This is a genomic window from Streptomyces sp. CA189 (assembly GCF_056428985.1).
Map to the genome: position 1 here is coordinate 12,508 of NZ_JBWJVM010000098.1, position 15,666 is coordinate 28,173.

17 protein-coding genes are annotated in these 15,666 nt (G+C 71.5%); 9 read left to right on the top strand and 8 right to left on the bottom strand.

Translation table 11 applies throughout. The annotated features are described in order from the left end of the window. Positions 1-74: 74 nt before the first annotated feature. From AC061S_RS39635 to AC061S_RS39655, 5 genes are all read right to left on the bottom strand, one after another. Positions 75-1,577 carry an aldehyde dehydrogenase family protein gene (locus tag AC061S_RS39635; protein WP_478690722.1) on the bottom strand — a complete coding sequence of 501 codons (1,503 nt, stop codon included), beginning with the start codon at positions 1,575-1,577 and terminating at the stop codon, positions 75-77. Further along, positions 1,574-3,313, bottom strand: coding sequence for an N-acyl-D-amino-acid deacylase family protein (locus AC061S_RS39640; RefSeq protein WP_478690723.1), 1,740 nt, complete (start codon positions 3,311-3,313; stop codon positions 1,574-1,576). Before AC061S_RS39640 ends, AC061S_RS39635 begins: the two co-directional genes overlap by 4 nt. A gap of 388 nt (positions 3,314-3,701) precedes the next feature. After that, entirely contained in the window at positions 3,702-4,823 is a 1,122-nt protein-coding gene (locus AC061S_RS39645) for an LLM class flavin-dependent oxidoreductase (protein WP_478690724.1), read from the bottom strand. A gap of 127 nt (positions 4,824-4,950) precedes the next feature. Then, the gene (locus tag AC061S_RS39650; RefSeq protein WP_478690725.1) at positions 4,951-5,736 is read right to left on the bottom strand and encodes an SDR family NAD(P)-dependent oxidoreductase; all 786 of its coding nucleotides are present in this window, start codon (positions 5,734-5,736) and stop codon (positions 4,951-4,953) included. Positions 5,737-6,028: 292 nt separating this feature from the next. Beyond that, a complete protein-coding gene (locus tag AC061S_RS39655) occupies positions 6,029-6,976 on the bottom strand; it encodes an LLM class F420-dependent oxidoreductase (RefSeq protein WP_478690726.1) in 948 nt (315 codons plus the stop codon). Between the two features lie 145 nt (positions 6,977-7,121). On the opposite strand from AC061S_RS39655, the gene AC061S_RS39660 reads away from it, so the two are divergent. The 5 genes from AC061S_RS39660 to AC061S_RS39680 all read left to right on the top strand — a co-directional run bounded on the left by AC061S_RS39660 (position 7,122) and on the right by AC061S_RS39680 (position 8,809). Beyond that, on the top strand, positions 7,122-7,385 hold the full coding sequence (locus AC061S_RS39660; RefSeq protein ID WP_478690727.1) for a hypothetical protein: 264 nt from the start codon (positions 7,122-7,124) through the stop codon (positions 7,383-7,385). A 20-nt stretch (positions 7,386-7,405) separates the two neighbouring features. Continuing rightward, positions 7,406-7,822, top strand: a complete 417-nt coding sequence (locus AC061S_RS39665) for a PIN domain-containing protein (protein ID WP_478690728.1) — start codon at positions 7,406-7,408, stop codon at positions 7,820-7,822. Between the two features lie 8 nt (positions 7,823-7,830). Then, positions 7,831-7,968 (top strand): hypothetical protein, encoded by a 138-nt coding sequence (locus AC061S_RS39670; protein WP_478690729.1) that lies wholly within the window; start codon positions 7,831-7,833, stop codon positions 7,966-7,968. Further along, a complete protein-coding gene (locus tag AC061S_RS39675) occupies positions 7,965-8,108 on the top strand; it encodes a hypothetical protein (protein ID WP_478690730.1) in 144 nt (47 codons plus the stop codon). The genes AC061S_RS39670 and AC061S_RS39675 overlap by 4 nt, the downstream gene beginning before the upstream one ends. 71 nt (positions 8,109-8,179) lie before the next feature. Further along, positions 8,180-8,809 (top strand): transmembrane-type terpene cyclase, encoded by a 630-nt coding sequence (locus AC061S_RS39680; protein WP_478690731.1) that lies wholly within the window; start codon positions 8,180-8,182, stop codon positions 8,807-8,809. A 53-nt stretch (positions 8,810-8,862) separates the two neighbouring features. Here AC061S_RS39680 and AC061S_RS39685 read toward each other — a convergent pair whose 3' ends face one another. Genes AC061S_RS39685 through AC061S_RS39695 form a run of 3 tightly spaced genes read right to left on the bottom strand, consistent with a single transcriptional unit; the run spans position 8,863 to position 11,711 of the window. Beyond that, positions 8,863-9,753 (bottom strand): L,D-transpeptidase family protein, encoded by an 891-nt coding sequence (locus AC061S_RS39685; RefSeq protein WP_478690732.1) that lies wholly within the window; start codon positions 9,751-9,753, stop codon positions 8,863-8,865. A 42-nt stretch (positions 9,754-9,795) separates the two neighbouring features. Beyond that, the gene (locus AC061S_RS39690; protein ID WP_478690733.1) at positions 9,796-11,049 is read right to left on the bottom strand and encodes a sensor histidine kinase; all 1,254 of its coding nucleotides are present in this window, start codon (positions 11,047-11,049) and stop codon (positions 9,796-9,798) included. Continuing rightward, complete coding sequence (locus AC061S_RS39695) at positions 11,046-11,711, bottom strand: response regulator transcription factor (protein ID WP_250742641.1); 666 nt, start codon at positions 11,709-11,711, stop codon at positions 11,046-11,048. Before AC061S_RS39695 ends, AC061S_RS39690 begins: the two co-directional genes overlap by 4 nt. Before the next feature lie 90 nt (positions 11,712-11,801). On the opposite strand from AC061S_RS39695, the gene AC061S_RS39700 reads away from it, so the two are divergent. Genes AC061S_RS39700 through AC061S_RS39715 form a run of 4 tightly spaced genes read left to right on the top strand, consistent with a single transcriptional unit; the run spans position 11,802 to position 15,509 of the window. Next, positions 11,802-12,320, top strand: coding sequence for a hypothetical protein (locus AC061S_RS39700; RefSeq protein WP_478690734.1), 519 nt, complete (start codon positions 11,802-11,804; stop codon positions 12,318-12,320). Next, positions 12,317-13,564: a peptidoglycan-binding protein gene (locus AC061S_RS39705; protein ID WP_478690735.1), complete on the top strand. Its 1,248-nt coding sequence runs from the start codon at positions 12,317-12,319 to the stop codon at positions 13,562-13,564. The genes AC061S_RS39700 and AC061S_RS39705 overlap by 4 nt, the downstream gene beginning before the upstream one ends. Then, positions 13,561-14,271, top strand: coding sequence for an ABC transporter ATP-binding protein (locus AC061S_RS39710; protein WP_478690736.1), 711 nt, complete (start codon positions 13,561-13,563; stop codon positions 14,269-14,271). Before AC061S_RS39705 ends, AC061S_RS39710 begins: the two co-directional genes overlap by 4 nt. Then, on the top strand, positions 14,271-15,509 hold the full coding sequence (locus tag AC061S_RS39715; protein WP_478690737.1) for an ABC transporter permease: 1,239 nt from the start codon (positions 14,271-14,273) through the stop codon (positions 15,507-15,509). Before AC061S_RS39710 ends, AC061S_RS39715 begins: the two co-directional genes overlap by 1 nt. Positions 15,510-15,666: the final 157 nt, after the last annotated feature.

Here is a 15,666-nt window from a genome sequence, read left to right on the forward strand (position 1 = left end):
CTTTAATTTCGCCATGCGGAAACCGCAGCACTGTCCGTTTTGGCCGGTTTCAAACTTTCCAGGTCAATTTTTGGTCACGCCCATACGATCGACTGCATCTCGCTGTACGCGTGCAGTGCGTACGAGCCCACGTCCCGGCCGACACCCGACCGCTTGAAGCCGCCGAACGGCGCCTCCATGTTCCGCCCGATGGTGTTCACGCCGACCCCGCCCGCCCGCAGCCGCCGCGCCACCCGGAAGGCGCGCGCCGCGTCCGCGGACCACACGTAGCTGATCAGACCGAAGTCGCTGTCGTTGGCCAGCGCCACCGCCTCGTCCTCATCCCCGTCGAAGGGGACCACGACCACGACCGGTCCGAAGATCTCCTCACGGACCACGCGCATGTCGTTGGTGCAGTCGACGAGGAGGGTCGGGGCCACGTAGAAGCCCTTGCCCGTGCCGGCACCCTCGCCCACCACCGGGCGCTCGCCGCCGAAGGCGATCCGGGCGCCCTCCTTCCTGCCCAGCTCGATGTACGACTCCACGCGGTCCCGGTGCGCCGCCGAGATGACCGGGCCCACCACGGTGCCGCGCACCGCCGGGTCCCCGACCTTCATGAAGGCCAGGTAGCCCTGGAGCTTCTCCACCAGCTGCTCGTACACCGACCGGTGGACGATCACCCGGGTCGGAGCCGTGCAGATCTGCCCGGAGTAGAAGGAGAAGGTGGTGCCGATCCCCATCACCGCCGCGTCCAGGTCGGCGTCCGCGAGGACGATCGCCGCGCCCTTGCCGCCCAGCTCCATCAGCTGCCGCTTCATCGTGCGGCCGCAGACCTCGGCGATGCGCTGCCCGACGCCCGTGGAGCCGGTGAAGGACACCATGTCCACGTCCGGGGAGTCCACGGCCGCCTCGCCGACCTCCACCGAGGCGCCGGAGACCACGTTCACCACGCCCGCCGGGACCCCGGCCTCGTGCAGGGCCTCGGCCATCCGGAACACCGACAGCGGGTCCTGCGGGGCCGGCTTGACGACCACCGTGTTGCCCATGGCCAGTGCCGGGGCCACCTTGCCCGCCGGGTTGGCCCACGGGTTGTTGTACGAGGTGATGCAGGTGACGACCCCGACCGGCTGGCGCACCTCCAGGGCGCCGAGGATGCTCGCCGCACCCATCGGACCCGCCTCGGTGACCTGCGGCGGCAGCCCGCGCTCGACCGGTTCCAGCGCGCCCTTCGCGTACCGGCGGAAGCGGGCCACGCCCACCCCGACCTGCATGCCGCGCGCGATCCCGGTGGGGGCGCCCGTCTCGGCCTGGGCGAGGGCCGCCCAGGGCTCGTACTCGCGCTGGATGATGTCCGCGGCCCGGTCCAGGATCGCGGCCCGCTCCTCCGGCCTCGTCCGGGACCAGCCCTCGAAGGCCGCGGCCGCGGCGCGCGCCGCGTCCTCGACCTGGCCGCGCGAGGCCTCGGGGGCCAGGCCGACGACGGATTCGTCGGCCGGGTTGACCACCTCGTAGTGCCCGCCGGCCGGCTCGACCCACTCACCGCCGATGTAGAGCTTCTGCGGGTTGTCCTTCTGCGGATCGTCCGTAGCGCTGCTCACCTGGTGCTCACCGTCCTCGTGTCCCGGCCCGAACGGAGCACGATCCCCGGGATCGCCCCCGTCACCTCGTCGTCGCGGATGGTCTCCACGCCGTTGACGCGTACGGACACCATGCCGATCGCCCGCGCGTCCAGCCGCGGGCTGTCCCCGGGCAGATCGTGCACGAGCGTGGCAGGTCCGGCCTCGATCCGCTCCGGGTCGAAGAGCACCAGGTCCGCGTGGAAGCCCTCGGTGATCCGGCCGCGCTCGCGCAGCCCGAACAGCTGGGCCGGGTCGTCGGTGAGCATCCGTACCGCCTGCTCCAGCGGCACCAGCTTGCGGCCGCGCAGGCAGTCCCCGAGGAACCGGGTCGTGTACGGGGCCCCGCACATGCGGTCCAGGTGGGCGCCGGCGTCGGAGCCGCCGAGCATGACGTCCTCGTGCTGCCAGGTCTCGGCGCGCAGCGCCCAGCTCGCCGGGTCGTTGTCGGTCGGCATGGGCCAGAGGACCGTACGCAGGTCGTCGTTGGCGCAGATCTCCACCAGGCAGTGGAAGGCGTCCTGGCCGCGCTCGGCCGCGATGTCGTTGACGACGCGGCCCGACAGGCCCTCGTTCGCCTCGCTGTAGGTGTCGCCGATGACGTAGCGCCCGAAGTTGGCCAGGCGCCGGAAGACTCCGGCCTCCTTGCTGGCCGCGCGGACCAGCATCTCGGCGCGCACGTCGGCGTCGCGCAGCTTCGCGATGCGCTCGGGGACGGGCAGGCCCAGGACCTCGCCCCAGCCGGGGATGAGGTTGAGGGCGCAGAAGGTGCCGAGCGACATGTTCATGGGGGTCAGGATCGGCATCGTCAGCGCGACGACCCGGCCGCCGGCCTTGCGGGCGCGCTCGCTGGGGATGAGCTGGCGCGGCACGCGCTCGGGGACGGAGGCGTCGATGGTGAGCACGTTCCAGTTCAGGGGCCGTCCGGCGGCGGCGCTCATCTCGACGAAGAGGTCGATCTCCTCGTCGGCAAACTGGTCGAGGCAGCCCGCGACGATCGCTTCGAGCTGGGTGCCCTCGTGTTCGGAGACCGCGCGGGAGAGCGCGAGGAGCTCTTCGGGCTTGGCGTGCCGGGAGGCGACGGGGGCGCCGGAGCCGTCGGAGTGGGTGGAGGACTGGGTGGTCGACAGGCCCCAGGCGCCGGCGTTCATGGCGTCGTGGAACAGGTCGAGCATCGCCTGCATCTGCTCTTCGGTGGGCTGGCCGCCGACGGCGTCCTCGCCCATGACGTGCCGGCGCAGTGCGCAGTGGCCGACCATGAAGCCGGCGTTGACGGCGATGCGGCCGTCGAGCGCGTCGAGGTACTCGCCGAAGGTGGACCAGGTCCAGTCGACGCCCTCTTCGAGTGCGGCCAGCGCCATGCCCTCGACCTTGCTCATCATGCGGCGGGTGTAGTCGGCGTCCTCGGGGCGGGCGGGGTTGAGGGGGGCCAGGGTGAATCCGCAGTTGCCGCCCGCGACGGTGGTCACTCCGTGGTTCATGGAGGGGGTCGCGTACGGGTCCCAGAAGAGCTGGGCGTCGTAGTGCGTGTGGGGGTCGATGAACCCGGGGGTGAGGACGAGGCCGGTGGCGTCCTCGGTGGTCCGGGCCTCTTCCGTGACGGTGCCCGGCTCGGCGATGACGGCGATCCTGCCGTCGCGTATCCCTACGTCGGCCACGCGGGCCGGGGCGCCGGTCCCATCCACGACGGTGGCGCCCTTGATCAGATGGTCGAGCATGACGTCCCTTCTGCCTTTGGTTGCGGTGCGCGATCGCGTTGCGGCGCCGCTCCTGGGGCTCCGCCCCAGACCCCGCGCCTCAAACGCCGGCGGGGCTGGATTTTGGCCGCCCTGTGCCCACACGTGCCGGCAGCTCACCGCGCTCCCGGCTCGATTGCCCGCAGGGCAATTCGAGCCCCGCGCCGACGGCATCAGCCAAATCCAGCCCCGCCGGCGTTTGAGGCGCAGGGGTCCGGGGGGCGGCGCCCCCGGCAACGGCGCCGGGCCGACAAGCCCAGGGGCCCCGGCCGGAGTCCGCCGGGCCGGCCGCGGCCTCGGCATGGCTCCGGCCGGGGCCGGTTCCGGGGCGGCGGTCCGGGAAGACGCCGCCCCGAGTTCCCCCGCCGGGTCAGACGGCTTCGCGGAAGCGCGTGGTGCGGTGCACCGGGTCGGTGTCGATGTGCGGGATGACGTGCTCGCCGATGAGCTTGATGGTGGTCATCGTGTCCTCGGGCGAGACGCCGGTCGGCAGGCCGAAGGAGAGCTGGTCGGCGCCGGCCTGCTCCCAGCGCTTGCACTGCGCGCGGACCTCGGAGGGGTCGCCGCAGATGAGCAGTTCCTCAGCGATCAGCAGCTCGATGATCTCCGCGTTGTACTCGGGGAGGATCTCGGGCCACTCGGGGATCATCTCGGGGCGCGGGAAGGTGTCGTGGTAGCGGAAGACCAGCGACTGGAAGCGGTTCATGTTGGCGTTGACGGCGATCTCGATCGCCTTGTCGTGGGTCTCGGCGCAGATCGCGGTCGAGGTGACCATGACGTTGTCGTTGACGAAGGCGCCGATGGCCTTCGCCTCCCGGATCGCGGTCTTGTACTGGTCCAGCACCCACTCCATGTCGGAGACCTTCTGGACGCTGAAGCCGAGGACGCCGAGGCCCTTCTTGGCCGCCATGGCGTACGAGGAGGGGGAGCCGGCGGCGTACCACATGGCCGGGTGGGCCTTGCCGTACGGCTTGGGGAAGATCTTGCGCGGCGGCAGCGACCAGTGCTTGCCCTGGAACCCCTCGTACTCCTCCTGGAGGAACATCTTGGGGAACTCGGCGATGGTCTCTTCCCAGATCTCCTTGGTGCCGTTCATGTCCTCGATGCCGGGAAGGAAGCCGAGGATCTCGTGGCTGCCGGCGCCGCGGCCGGTGCCGAACTCGAAGCGCCCCTTGGTGAGGTGGTCGAGCATGGTGACCTTCTCGGCCACCTTGACCGGGTGGTTGACCGGGGCGAGCGGGTTGAAGATGCCGGAGCCGAGGTGGATGCGCTCGGTGGCGTGGGCGAGGTACCCGAGGAACACCTCGTTCGCCGAAAGGTGCGAGTACTCCTCCAGGAAGTGGTGCTCGGAGGCCCAGGCGTACTTGAACCCGGACTTGTCCGCCTGGATGACGTACTCGGTCTCCTCGATCAGCGCCTTGTGCTCTGCCTCGGGGTCGACCTTGGACCGCGCCTCAGGCACGTATCCCTGCACAAAGAGCCCGAATTCCAAGGGGATTCACCGTCCTTCTGTTTCTGACGTTGCGTCAGATTCGATGTCACGACTGTTCCATCGCGGGGGCGGGAGCGTCAATACCTGACGCTCCATCAGATCTGGCTGCGGGGGCCTCGCGGAACCGCTAGGCGATGCTGACGCCCGCCATCCAGCCGCCGTCGATCACGAACGGCTGGCCGGTGATGTACGAGGAGTCCTCGCTGGTCAGGAACAGGGCCAGCTTGGCTATCTCCTCCGGCTGCCCCACCCGGCCCATCGGCACCACACGCTTGTAGAGCTCCGCCATGGCGTCCTTGGCCTCCTGCGGCAGGTCCGCCGGGTTCACGTGCCCGGGGGTGGCCATGGGGGTGTCCACGGCCCCCGGGCACATCGCGTTGACCCGGATGTTCTTCGCGGCCAGCTCCAACGCCGCCACCCGGGTCAGGCCGAGGATCGCCGCCTTGGTCGCCGCGTACGTGCCCACGTACGCCATGCCCGTCAGGCCGGTGTACGAGGAGGTGTTGACGATCGTGCCGCCGCCGGCCGCCTCGATCTCCGGGGCCACCGACTTGATGCCGAGGAAGGCGCCGACCTGGTTGACCTGGACCACCTGCTGGAACTCCTCCAGCGGGGTGGCGGTCAGCTCGTTGAAGCGCAGGATGCCCGCGTTGTTGACCAGGCCGTTCACCGGGCCGAAGGCCTCCTTCGCCGCCGCGATGGCGGCCGCCCAGTCCTCCTCCCGGCTCACGTCCATCCGTACGTACCGGGCCCGGTCCTCGCCGATCTCCTTCGCGACCGCCGCGCCCTGCTCGTCCAGCACGTCGCCCAGGAGCACCTTGGCGCCCTCCGCGGCGAACAGCCGGGCCTCCTGCTCGCCCTGGCCGCGCGCGGCACCCGTGATGATGACGACGCGTCCGTCCAGCTTGCCCATGCGTTGCTCCTAAGTGGTTAAGAGACATTTCGGAAATCCGCTACGATCGCCAAGTCCCGCAAGGGATAGGGCGAGAAGACGCCCTGTGGGAGTCAACCGCACCGTGTCCGTCCCCGGCTCGCCGGTACGGATCACGCGGCAGCGCAGCATCTGAGCTGCGCCCCTGCTCCCCGAATGCCGGACCAGCGCCCTGAGCGACCCCGGATGAGCCGCCCCTGGGCGACCACGCCGGACAGCCCAGGAACCGCCCCGGCTGCAATCCGTCATCCCCACAGGGCTCACGGATCAAGTCTTAGTCGTTGAGGAGTGGGCCCACTTCGGACCCGAAAGCGGTGATCTGGTCGACGAGTTCGACCAGATCCCGATTGCGGAAGCGGACCTGGATCTGGTCGATGCCGATCGCCTTGTACGCGCGCAGCGAGTCGGCGAGCGCCTCCGCCTTGCCGGTGAGGGTCCGCCGGCCGGTGTCCCAGCCGGGTTCGCCGACGTACAGCGGCGCGGTGATCGCGCCGAACTCCACGGGCCCGGTGACCCCGGCCTCGGCGCGGAGCTCCTTGATCCGGGCGATCTGCGCAGGGAGCTTGTCGAGCGGGTCGCCCTGCGGGAGCCAGCCGTCGCCGCGCACGGCGGCCCGGCGGACGGCGGCGGGCGAGGAGCCGCCCACCCAGACGGGGATCCGGGGCTGGACGGGGCGGGGCAGCTGCCCGAGGTCCTTGAAGGAGAACAGCTCGCCCTCGAACTCCGGGTACTCCTCGGGACCGAGGGCGGCGCGCAGCGCGTCGAGGGTCTCGTCGAGGACGGCCCCGCGGCGCGCGAAGTCCACGCCGAGCACCTCGAACTCCTCCTTCACGTGCCCGGCGCCGACGCCGAGGATCAGCCGGCCGCCGGAGAGGTGGTCGACGGTGGCGTACTGCTTGGCGCTGAGCAGCGGGTGGCGCAGGCCGAGGATCGCGACGTGGCTCAGCAGCCGCACGTTCTCGGTGATCCCGGCCAGGAAGGAGAGCGTGGCCACCGGGTCGTACCAGATGGTGCTCATGGGGCCGGCCATGTGCCGCGGGATGGCCACGTGGTCGCAGGTGGCTACGTAGCCGAAGCCGGCCCGGTCGGCCGCCCGGGCGACCGCGGCGAGATCCGCCGCGCCCGCCGTGGCCTCCCAGGGCTCGGCGTAGATGGTGCTCTGCGACTGGATCGGGAGCTGCATCCCGTAGACCAGCCGACCTTCCGGAAACACGCGCGCCATGAGCCGTACCCGCCTCGTCCTCGACTGCCGATTCGTCATACCGGTGCGGGCCATCGTCGTAGCTGACGGGTCGTCAGGCAAGGGGTGGGCGCAATACACCCGATCGGGTGTTGCGGGGTGCTACCAATAGTGGGATCGTGGGTGCATGGGAACCAGAGCGCTCGCACCCACGGAGGCCCGCATGTCCGAGATCACGGTGAAGAAGTCGGTGACCATACGGCGCTCCATCGCCGAGCGGATCGAGGAGCACGCGGGCGCGGGCGGGTTCTCCAGCTTCGTGGACGCGGCCGCCGAGCACTGGCTGGCGCTCCTCGATGCCCAGGAGATCGTCGAGGACCATGAACGCCGGGTCGGTCCGCTGACCGATGAGGTACGAGAGAAGGCACTGCGCGCATGGCGAGGCGAGTAGTACCCCGGGTGGAGCCCTCGATGGTAGGAGCGGTCTTCGTCCTCGATGCCCAGCCGTTTTCCCTGCTGGCCGACGATGATCCGCTCATGGCAGCCCTCATCGACCTGGCGCGACTGGACGGCTACGCGCCCGCCATCAGCGCCGCAACCATCGCCGAGGTCCGACGCACCGGCCGGGCCGGACAGCGCCTGGCCTGGCAGAGGTCCCGTCTCACGGTCGTCCCCGTGACCGAGAAAATAGCCGACAAGGCCGCCGAGCTGCTGGAGGCGGCCGGGCTCGACGGCCACGAGTGCGTGGTGGACGCGCTCGTCGTGGCCACCGCAGCCCTCTCGACCGGGCCGGCGAAGGTGGCGTCCTCGGACGGATCCCACGTACCGAAACTCTGCACCGCGGCCTCCCTTGGGCGACCGTCTCCGGTCCAGTGGGTGCGCGTATGACGGCGTCCATGGTCACGCGGCAGAGGCGGCTGGAGCGTGAGCGCCTCCGCGAACTGATCCAGGAATCCGAAGCCGTGAACGGGCCTGCCGACCCGGCCGCGGTCGAGGCGAAGCGGGCCGTCCTACGCGGTGAGGCAGCCTGGTGACCCCGGCCGAGCAGGCCTCGCAGGCCGAGCGGGCCCGTGCCGCCTTGCAGTCGTGGAACGGCTACGGCCCCACCACCGCCGAGCAGCGAGACCTCGACGATGAGCTGGACCGGCGGCTGGCCGAGGCGAGGAGCCGGTAACGGGGGCGGACCTCGGTCCGTGACCTCCGGGGGGATGTGCGGGGTCCGGGCCGCCCGCTAGGGTGCCGCGCGTGGATCTGTTTCTGACCCTGGTCAGCGGGGTGGCGTGGACCGTCGTGTACGTCGAGGCGATCCGGGTGGGGCTGCGGGACCGGACGTACGCGATGCCGGTCGCCGCGCTCGCGCTGAACTTCGCGTGGGAATCGACCTACGCCGTACGCGAGTTCACCGTCGGAGTCTCCGCCCAGGGCATCGTCAACGTGGTGTGGGCCGTCGCCGACATCGTCATCGTGTACACGTATCTGCGCTACGGGCGGGCCGAGTTGCCCGGCTTCGTGACCCGGCCGCTGTTCGCCGTCTGGACCGTGCTCCTCTTCGCGAGCGCCTTCGCCGTGCAGTGGCTCTTCCTCGCCCACTTCGGCGCGCACGACGCGAGCCGGTACTCGGCGTTCCTGCAGAACCTGCTGATGTCCGGGCTGTTCATCGCCTTCTACGCGAGCCGGCGCGGCCCGCTCGGACAGTCCCTCGTCATCGCGGTCGCCAAATGGATCGGCACGCTCGCGCCGACCATCCTCTTCGGTGTCATCGAGGACGCCCCGTTCATCCTCGGCCTGGGGCTGCTCTGCGCCGTCTTCGACCTCGCGTACGTCGCCCTGCTGGCCCGGAACCCGGCGGGACGGAAGGCGGCCGCCGCGGCCTGAGCCGGCGGCCCGGCGACCCGGCGGCCCGGCGGGCGCAGCGGCCCGGCGGGCGCTCAGAAGCCCTGCGGTCCCATCACGATGACCGGCTTCGCCGCCGGGTCCAAGGTCTCCAGAACCTTCTGCATCGCCGCCTTCGGGATGCCCACGCAGCCCTGCGAGGGGCCGTCGTGGTCCACGTGGAGCCAGATGTTGCCGCCCTTCCCCTCGCCCTCCGGCTTCGTCGGGTCGAGCGGACTCACCCCCGTCTTGCGGTTGAAGTCGATGGCGACGACATAGTCGAAGGAACCGCGCAGCGACTCCCCGTTGACCCCGCGGCCGGTCGCCACGAAGGAGCCGTCCTGGTCGTACGGGAACTTCGTGCCCGGCGGCTTCGCCAGCAGCCCGCCCGCGTCGGTGAGCGCGAACACACCCTCGGGGGAGGTCAGGTCCCCGTACGTGCGCTCCGTGGACCAGCCCTTGGCTCCGTTGCGCGCGGGCCAGCTGTCGCTCTTCAGCCAGTCGGCGCCGGCCGCCGGGCGGGTGTAGAGGGCCGCGGTGGACTCCGAGGAGTCCTTGGCCCTGCCGGTGACCAGGATGAGCTGGCGGGCGTCCGCGGGGATCTTCGCCCGGGTCTGCTCGCTGACCTCGGGCAGGCCCTGGAAGGGGTCGCGCTCGGCGGCCCGCGCGGCCCGCTGCTCTGACGGCGGCCGGGCGTCGGCGGCGGCCGGGGCGGCGGCGTTGGCCGGCGGGTCGTGGGCCAGGTACACCCAGCCCGCGCCGAAGCCAAGCAGTCCCAGGGCGGCCGCGAAGGCGAGCGGGCGCGAGCCGCGGGCACCCCGGGAACCCCGCGAGGAACCGTCGGCTCGCCGCGCACCGCCGGCGCCGGAGCGCCGGGTCGGGCGGGACGCACCGGGGGTGCGGGACGGACGGGGCGCGCGGGAGCCTGCTCGGGCGTGCTTGCTCATTGGACCGACCGTACACAGCCGATCTTCATTTTTGTTGACCGGTCAAGCGCCCGGCGTTTCCCCGGCGGGTCGCTCCGCGGGTGTCGCGGCCGGGAACCAGACCCGGACCATCAACCCGCCGCCCGGCGCCGGGTTGGCCCGCGCCGTCAGTTCCGCGCCGTGCGCCCGCGCGATCGACGCGACGATCGAGAGGCCCAACCCGGCGCCCTCGCCCGCCGTATGCTGCCGCTCCGCCCGCCGCCGGAAGGGTTCCAGCAGCCGCGGCACGTCCCCCGGCTCGATCACCGGACCGGTGTTGGAGACCGTCAGCACCCCCTCCGGGGAGGTCGCCACCTCCAGGCGGCCGCCCGCGCGGTTGTGACGTACGGCATTGGCCAACAGGTTCCGAACGAGGTGGCCCAGGAGGGTCCGGTCGCCCGCGACGGTCAGCGGCGCGAGATCCCGTACGACGTCCAGGTCCTGAGGGGCCGTCCACTCGATCCCCGACAGCTCCGCCTCCGCGAGGCCCGCCAGGTCCACCGGCTCCGCCGCCTCCAGGCCCTCCTCCGAGACGGCGAGCAGGAGCAGCGACTCGACGAGGTGCTGACTGGAGTCCGCGACCTCGATGAGCTTGGAGCGGATCCGGGCCACCTTCTCCGGCGGCGGGTCCCCCGCCAGCCCGATCTCGGCGGCCGCCCGCTGGACGGCGAGCGGGGTGCGCAGCTCGTGGGCGGCGTTCGCGGCGAACCGGCGCTGGGCCGCGACCAGGTCCTCCATCCGGTCGAGCATCCCGTCGAAGGTGTCCGCCAGCCGCTTGAGTTCGCCGGGCGGGGCCTGGAGGCCGATCCGCTCGTGGAGGTTGGCGCCGGACAGCCGCCGGGCCGTCTCGGTGATGACGCCGACGGGGCGCAGGACGCGGCCGGCCATCCACCAGGCCAGCCAGATGGACAGGACGGCGAAGACGGCGAGGGCCAGGAGCGAGACGACGAGCAGCTCGTGGAGGGTGGCCTGCTCCACGGCCGCGGTCAGGTTGCGGGTGGCCCGCCACTGTTCGAGCTGTTCGGGCGAGGGGGTGGCGCCGGAGTCGAGCTTCTCGGCGGGGATCGGCAGGCGCTGGCCCGGGATCATGGCCGGCGGGGTGCCCTGGATGGCCGGGACGATGCTGGTCGTGGTGGTGACGGCGCCGCTGATGCGGCTGTAGAGGCCGTTGCGGAGCAGGATGTTGATCAGTGCGATGAGGCCGCCGCCCGCGAGGAGCAGCAGGGAGCCGTAGAGGACGGTGAGACGGGTGCGCTCGGAATGGAGCACTGCTCTCATCGTGGATCACCGATCCGGTAACCGGCGCCCGGGACGGTCTCGATCAGCGGCGGCTCCCCCAGCTTGGCGCGCAGCTTGCTCAGGGTCACCCGTACCGCGTTGGTGCTGTACGAGGTGTCCTCCTCCCACACCTGCTCGATCAGGTCGTCACTGCTGAGGACCGCGCCCTCGGCGCGCAGCAGCGACTCCAGTACGGCGAACTCCTTGCGGGAGAGCGCGAGCCTGCGCCCCTCGCGGGTGGCGGTGCGCCGCGCCACGTCCACGGCCACCCCCGCCCGCTCCAGCACCGGCGGCAGGGCCGGCTGGGCGCGCCGCCCCAGCGCCAGGACCCGAGCGAGCAGCTCGTCGTAGGCGAAGGGCTTGGTGAGGTAGTCGTCGGCGCCGAGGCCGAGGCCCTCCACCCGGTCCCGTACGGTCCCGGACGCCGTCAGCATCAGGACGCGTGTCAGCAGCCGCTCGCGCACCACCTGGCGGCAGACCTCGTCGCCGTGCAGGCCGGGCAGGTCGCGGTCGAGGACGAGGACGTCGTACGCGCCCAGGCGCAGGCGGCGCAGGGCCTCCAGGCCGTCGCTCGCCTCGTCGACGGCCAGCGCGTCGCCGCGCAGCCCCTCGGCGATCATCTCCCGCAGGAACTCCTCGTCCTCCACCACCAGAACTCGCATGGCGTCCTCTTTACCGGAGAGCGACATTTCGCCGTTGTAAGCACGAGCCGTTAGAGAAGCGAAACCCGCTGTTCGCGCAGTCTCGGGCCCATGAAGCGATCCACGACCATGACCACGGCCGCGCTCCTCACCGGCCTCACCCTCTTCGTCACCGCGTGCACGGGCGGCGCCGGCGGCTCGGACGGAAAGAAGGATGAGAAGAAGGACTCCTCGAATTCGAGCGGCACGGGCGGCAGCGGTGGCGGCAGCGGCGCGGACGCCGACAACGCCCTCAAGATGCGCAAGTGCCTGCGCGAGAACGGCGTCGACATGCCCGACCCGAAGCCCGGCGAGGACCCGCGCGGGATGACGCTGGGCGCGGGCATGGACCAGGAGGTCCTGAAGAAGGCCATGGACAAGTGCGGGATGAAGGGCCCCGGCTCCGGCGGCGAGGTCTCGCAGGCGGAGAAGGACAAGGCCCTGAAGCAGGCCAAGTGCATGCGGGACAACGGCTTCGACATGCCCGACCCGGAGTTCAACGGGAACGCGCGGACCGGGTTCTCCATACCCGAGGGCGCCGACAAGGACGCCTTCATGGCCCAGCTGAACAAGTGCAGCGAGGACCAGTGAGGAAGCGCGGGAGGTGGCTCCTGGGCTCGCTGGCCGTCGTACTCGCCGTCACGGGCGGCGGGTACGCGGTCGTCGCCCAGGCCGGGACGGACGGCGGCAGCGGCGGCGGCGGCTCGAAGCGGGACCGCGCGGACGGGCTCCCCGGAGCCACGTCGCCGGTCACCCGCGGCGACCTCAGCTCCGGGTTCAAGGTCGACGGAACGCTCGGCTTCGCGAAGGAGCGCAAGCTCAACGCGGTGGGTGCGGACGGGGCGGGTGGAGCAGGCGGATCGGGCCGATCGGGCGGATCCCCAGGCGCGGGCGGGGCGGGGGCGGGGTCCGGATCGGGGTCCGGATCGGGCTCCGGGTCCGGGTCGGGGTCCGGCCCCAGCTCCGCGACCCTGACCTGGGTGACACCCGCCGGCTCCTCCGTAGAGCGCGACGGCAAGCTCTACGAGGTCAACGGCAAGCCGGTCCGCCTGATGTACGGCACCACCCCCATGTACCGGTCCCTGAAGTCCGGGGACAAGGGCGAGGACGTCAAGCAGCTCAAGCAGAACCTCCAGGCCCTCGGCTTCGGCACCGGCCTGGACACCTCGGACGGCACCTTCACCGCCGGGACGGCCACCGCCGTCAAGCGCTGGCAGAAGTCCCACAAGGTGAAGGAGACCGGCGAGGTCGGCAAGGACGACATCGCCTTCGCCTCCGGACCCCAGCGGATCCAGAAGAACGACATGGCGGTCGGCGACGAAGCGGCCGCCGGCAAGCCCGTCATGACCCTGACCGGCACCGAGCGGATGGTCCGCCTGCAGCTCGACGTCGCCAAGGCGGGCAAGGTCAAGACCGGGGACCCGGTGACCGTGAGCCTGCCCGGCGGGGGCACCGCCAAGGGCAAGATCAGCTCGATCGGCACCACCGCCAACGGCGACGACCCCTCCTCGGGCGGCGCGGGCGGGGGCGGGGGCGGCGGGGACAAGAAGCCGAAGGTCGACGTCGAGATCGCCCTCGACAACCCCGCCGAGGCCACGGGCCCCGACCAGTCCCCGGTCTCGGTGAACCTGACGGGCGAGGTCCGCAAGGGAGTCCTCTCCGTACCGGTCAACTCGCTCCTCGCCCTCGCCGAAGGCGGCTTCGGAGTCCAGGTCGTCGAGGACGGCACAGTCCGCGAGGTCAAGGTCGAGCTCGGCATGTTCGGCCAGGGCCGGGTGGAGGTGACGGGGGACGCCCTCAAGGAGGGCATGCTCGTAGGGGTCCCCGCGTCATGAACAAACACGCCCACGCGGTCGTCGAACTGACCGGAGTCACCAAGGAGTACCCCGGCGGGGTCGCGGCCCTGCGCGGAGTTGACCTCACCGTCCTGAACGGCGAACTCCTCGCCATCGTCGGGCCGTCGGGCTCGGGAAAGTCCACGCTCCTGCACATCGTCGGAACCCTCGACCGGCCGACCGCCGGCCGCGTCGCCATCGCCGGATACGACATCGCGAGCCTCTCCGACCGCTCCCTCTCCGCCCTGCGCTCCCGCCACGTCGGCTTCGTGTTCCAGTCCTTCCACCTGGTACCGGGCATCAGCGCCCGGGCGAACGTCGCCGAGGGACTGCTGTACTCCGGCCTCTCCCGCGCCGAACGCGGACGGCGGGCGCAGCGCGCCCTGGAGCGCGTCGGCCTCGGCGACCGCATGGACCACCGGCCGCACGAGCTGTCCGGCGGCCAGAAACAGCGCGTGGCGATCGCCCGCGCGGTGGCGGGCGAACCGGACCTGCTGCTCGCCGACGAGCCGACGGGCGCTCTGGACACGGCGTCCGGCGAGTCGGTGATGGAACTGCTGCACGAGCTCAACCAGGACGGGGCCACCATCGCCGTGATCACCCACGACAACGAGATCGCGGCGAGCCTGCCCCGGCAGGTCCGCATCCGCGACGGCGAGATCGTGGCGGACGTGTGGAACGCGGACGCGCTGGGGGTGGGCGCGTAATGGGTTCCGGTACCCGTACGAAGTCCCGCGCGGCCGCCAAGAAGGCCCGCAAGCTGTCGCCGCCCCGCCTCGGCCCCCGGGACGTGTTCCATGTGGGATCGGCGGGGCTGCGCTCTCGGCCGATGCGCGTGTTCCTGTCCGCGCTCGGCATCGCGATCGGCATCGCGACGATGATCGCGGTCGTCGGCATCTCCTCGTCGAGCCAGGCCAAACTGCTCCAGGAACTCGACAAGCTCGGCACGAACATGATGGTCGCGACGCCCGGCCCGTCGATGTTCTCGGGACAGGACACCACCCTGCCGAAGGACGCCCCCGGCATGATCGCCCGGATCGACGGGGTCGAATCGGTCGGCACGACGGGCGACGTGAAGGAGTCCGTCCGCCGCAGCGAGAACATCCCGAAGGAGGAGACGAACGGCATCGCCCTCAAGGCGGCGCAGGGCGACCTCCTGAAGACGCTCCGGGCCCGGATGCACAGCGGCAGTTGGCTCAACGACGCGACGGGGCGCTACCCGTCCGTGGTCCTCGGGCACGTCACCGCCGAGCGCCTGGGCATCACGGGGCCGGGGGGACAGGTCTTCATCGGCGGGCAGTACTTCACCGTCATCGGCGTCCTCGACCCGATCCCCCTCGCGCCGGAGATCGAACGCTCGGCACTGATCGGCTGGGAAGCCGCCCAGAGCCTCCTGGGCTTCGACGGCCATCCCACGTCCGTCTACGAACGCTCCGCCGACGACCGCGTCCGCGAGGTCCGGGACCTCATCGCCAAGACGGCCAACCCCGAGAGCCCGAGCACGGTCTCGGTCACGGACCCGTCGGCGGCCCTCCAGGCGAAGGCCGCCACCGAGGGCGCCTTCAGCACCCTCCTCCTCGGCCTGGGCGGCATCGCCCTGCTGGTGGGCGGGGTCGGGGTGGCCAACACCATGATCATCTCGGTACTGGAACGCCGCCACGAGATAGGCCTGCGCCGCTCCCTGGGCGCCACCAAGGGCCAGATCCGCATCCAGTTCGTCACGGAGTCCCTGCTCCTGTCGGGCCTGGGCGGCCTGGCAGGCATCGCCCTGGGCGGCGCGGCCACGGCCGTGTACGCCCGAGCCGGCGACCTCCCCTGGGTCGTCCCCCTCTGGGCCGTCACAGGCGGCTTCGCAGCAACCCTGGCCATCGGCACGGTGGCAGGCCTCTACCCGGCAGTCCGCGCGGCGAGGCTGTCACCAACGCTGGCACTGCAGGCGGGGTAGGGGCGGAGGTGGGGGCGGGGCGGGAGCGGGAGCGGAGGCGGGAAGTCGTTTCGGGGTCGGGGGGTGGCCTGGGCTGCGGGCCGGTCGGTGGCTGCGTGGAGTGCCGGGCGGCGTCCCGGCAGTCGAGCGTCCTTCCGTGGTGGGGCGGGGGGGGGCG

Excerpts from the sequence above, each read along its gene's own strand:
- AC061S_RS39715 (WP_478690737.1), top strand. The coding sequence starts at position 14,271 with ATGGGTTCCGGTACCCGTACGAAGTCCCGCGCGGCCGCCAAGAAGGCC.
- AC061S_RS39695 (WP_250742641.1), bottom strand. The coding sequence starts at position 11,711 with ATGCGAGTTCTGGTGGTGGAGGACGAGGAGTTCCTGCGGGAGATGATC.
- AC061S_RS39690 (WP_478690733.1), bottom strand. The coding sequence starts at position 11,049 with ATGAGAGCAGTGCTCCATTCCGAGCGCACCCGTCTCACCGTCCTCTAC.
- AC061S_RS39685 (WP_478690732.1), bottom strand. The coding sequence starts at position 9,753 with ATGAGCAAGCACGCCCGAGCAGGCTCCCGCGCGCCCCGTCCGTCCCGC.
- AC061S_RS39665 (WP_478690728.1), top strand. The coding sequence starts at position 7,406 with ATGGTAGGAGCGGTCTTCGTCCTCGATGCCCAGCCGTTTTCCCTGCTG.
- AC061S_RS39710 (WP_478690736.1), top strand. The coding sequence starts at position 13,561 with ATGAACAAACACGCCCACGCGGTCGTCGAACTGACCGGAGTCACCAAG.
- AC061S_RS39660 (WP_478690727.1), top strand. The coding sequence starts at position 7,122 with ATGGGAACCAGAGCGCTCGCACCCACGGAGGCCCGCATGTCCGAGATC.
- AC061S_RS39655 (WP_478690726.1), bottom strand. The coding sequence starts at position 6,976 with ATGGCGCGCGTGTTTCCGGAAGGTCGGCTGGTCTACGGGATGCAGCTC.
- AC061S_RS39640 (WP_478690723.1), bottom strand. The coding sequence starts at position 3,313 with ATGCTCGACCATCTGATCAAGGGCGCCACCGTCGTGGATGGGACCGGC.
- AC061S_RS39650 (WP_478690725.1), bottom strand. The coding sequence starts at position 5,736 with ATGGGCAAGCTGGACGGACGCGTCGTCATCATCACGGGTGCCGCGCGC.
- AC061S_RS39670 (WP_478690729.1), top strand. The coding sequence starts at position 7,831 with ATGGTCACGCGGCAGAGGCGGCTGGAGCGTGAGCGCCTCCGCGAACTG.
- AC061S_RS39700 (WP_478690734.1), top strand. The coding sequence starts at position 11,802 with ATGAAGCGATCCACGACCATGACCACGGCCGCGCTCCTCACCGGCCTC.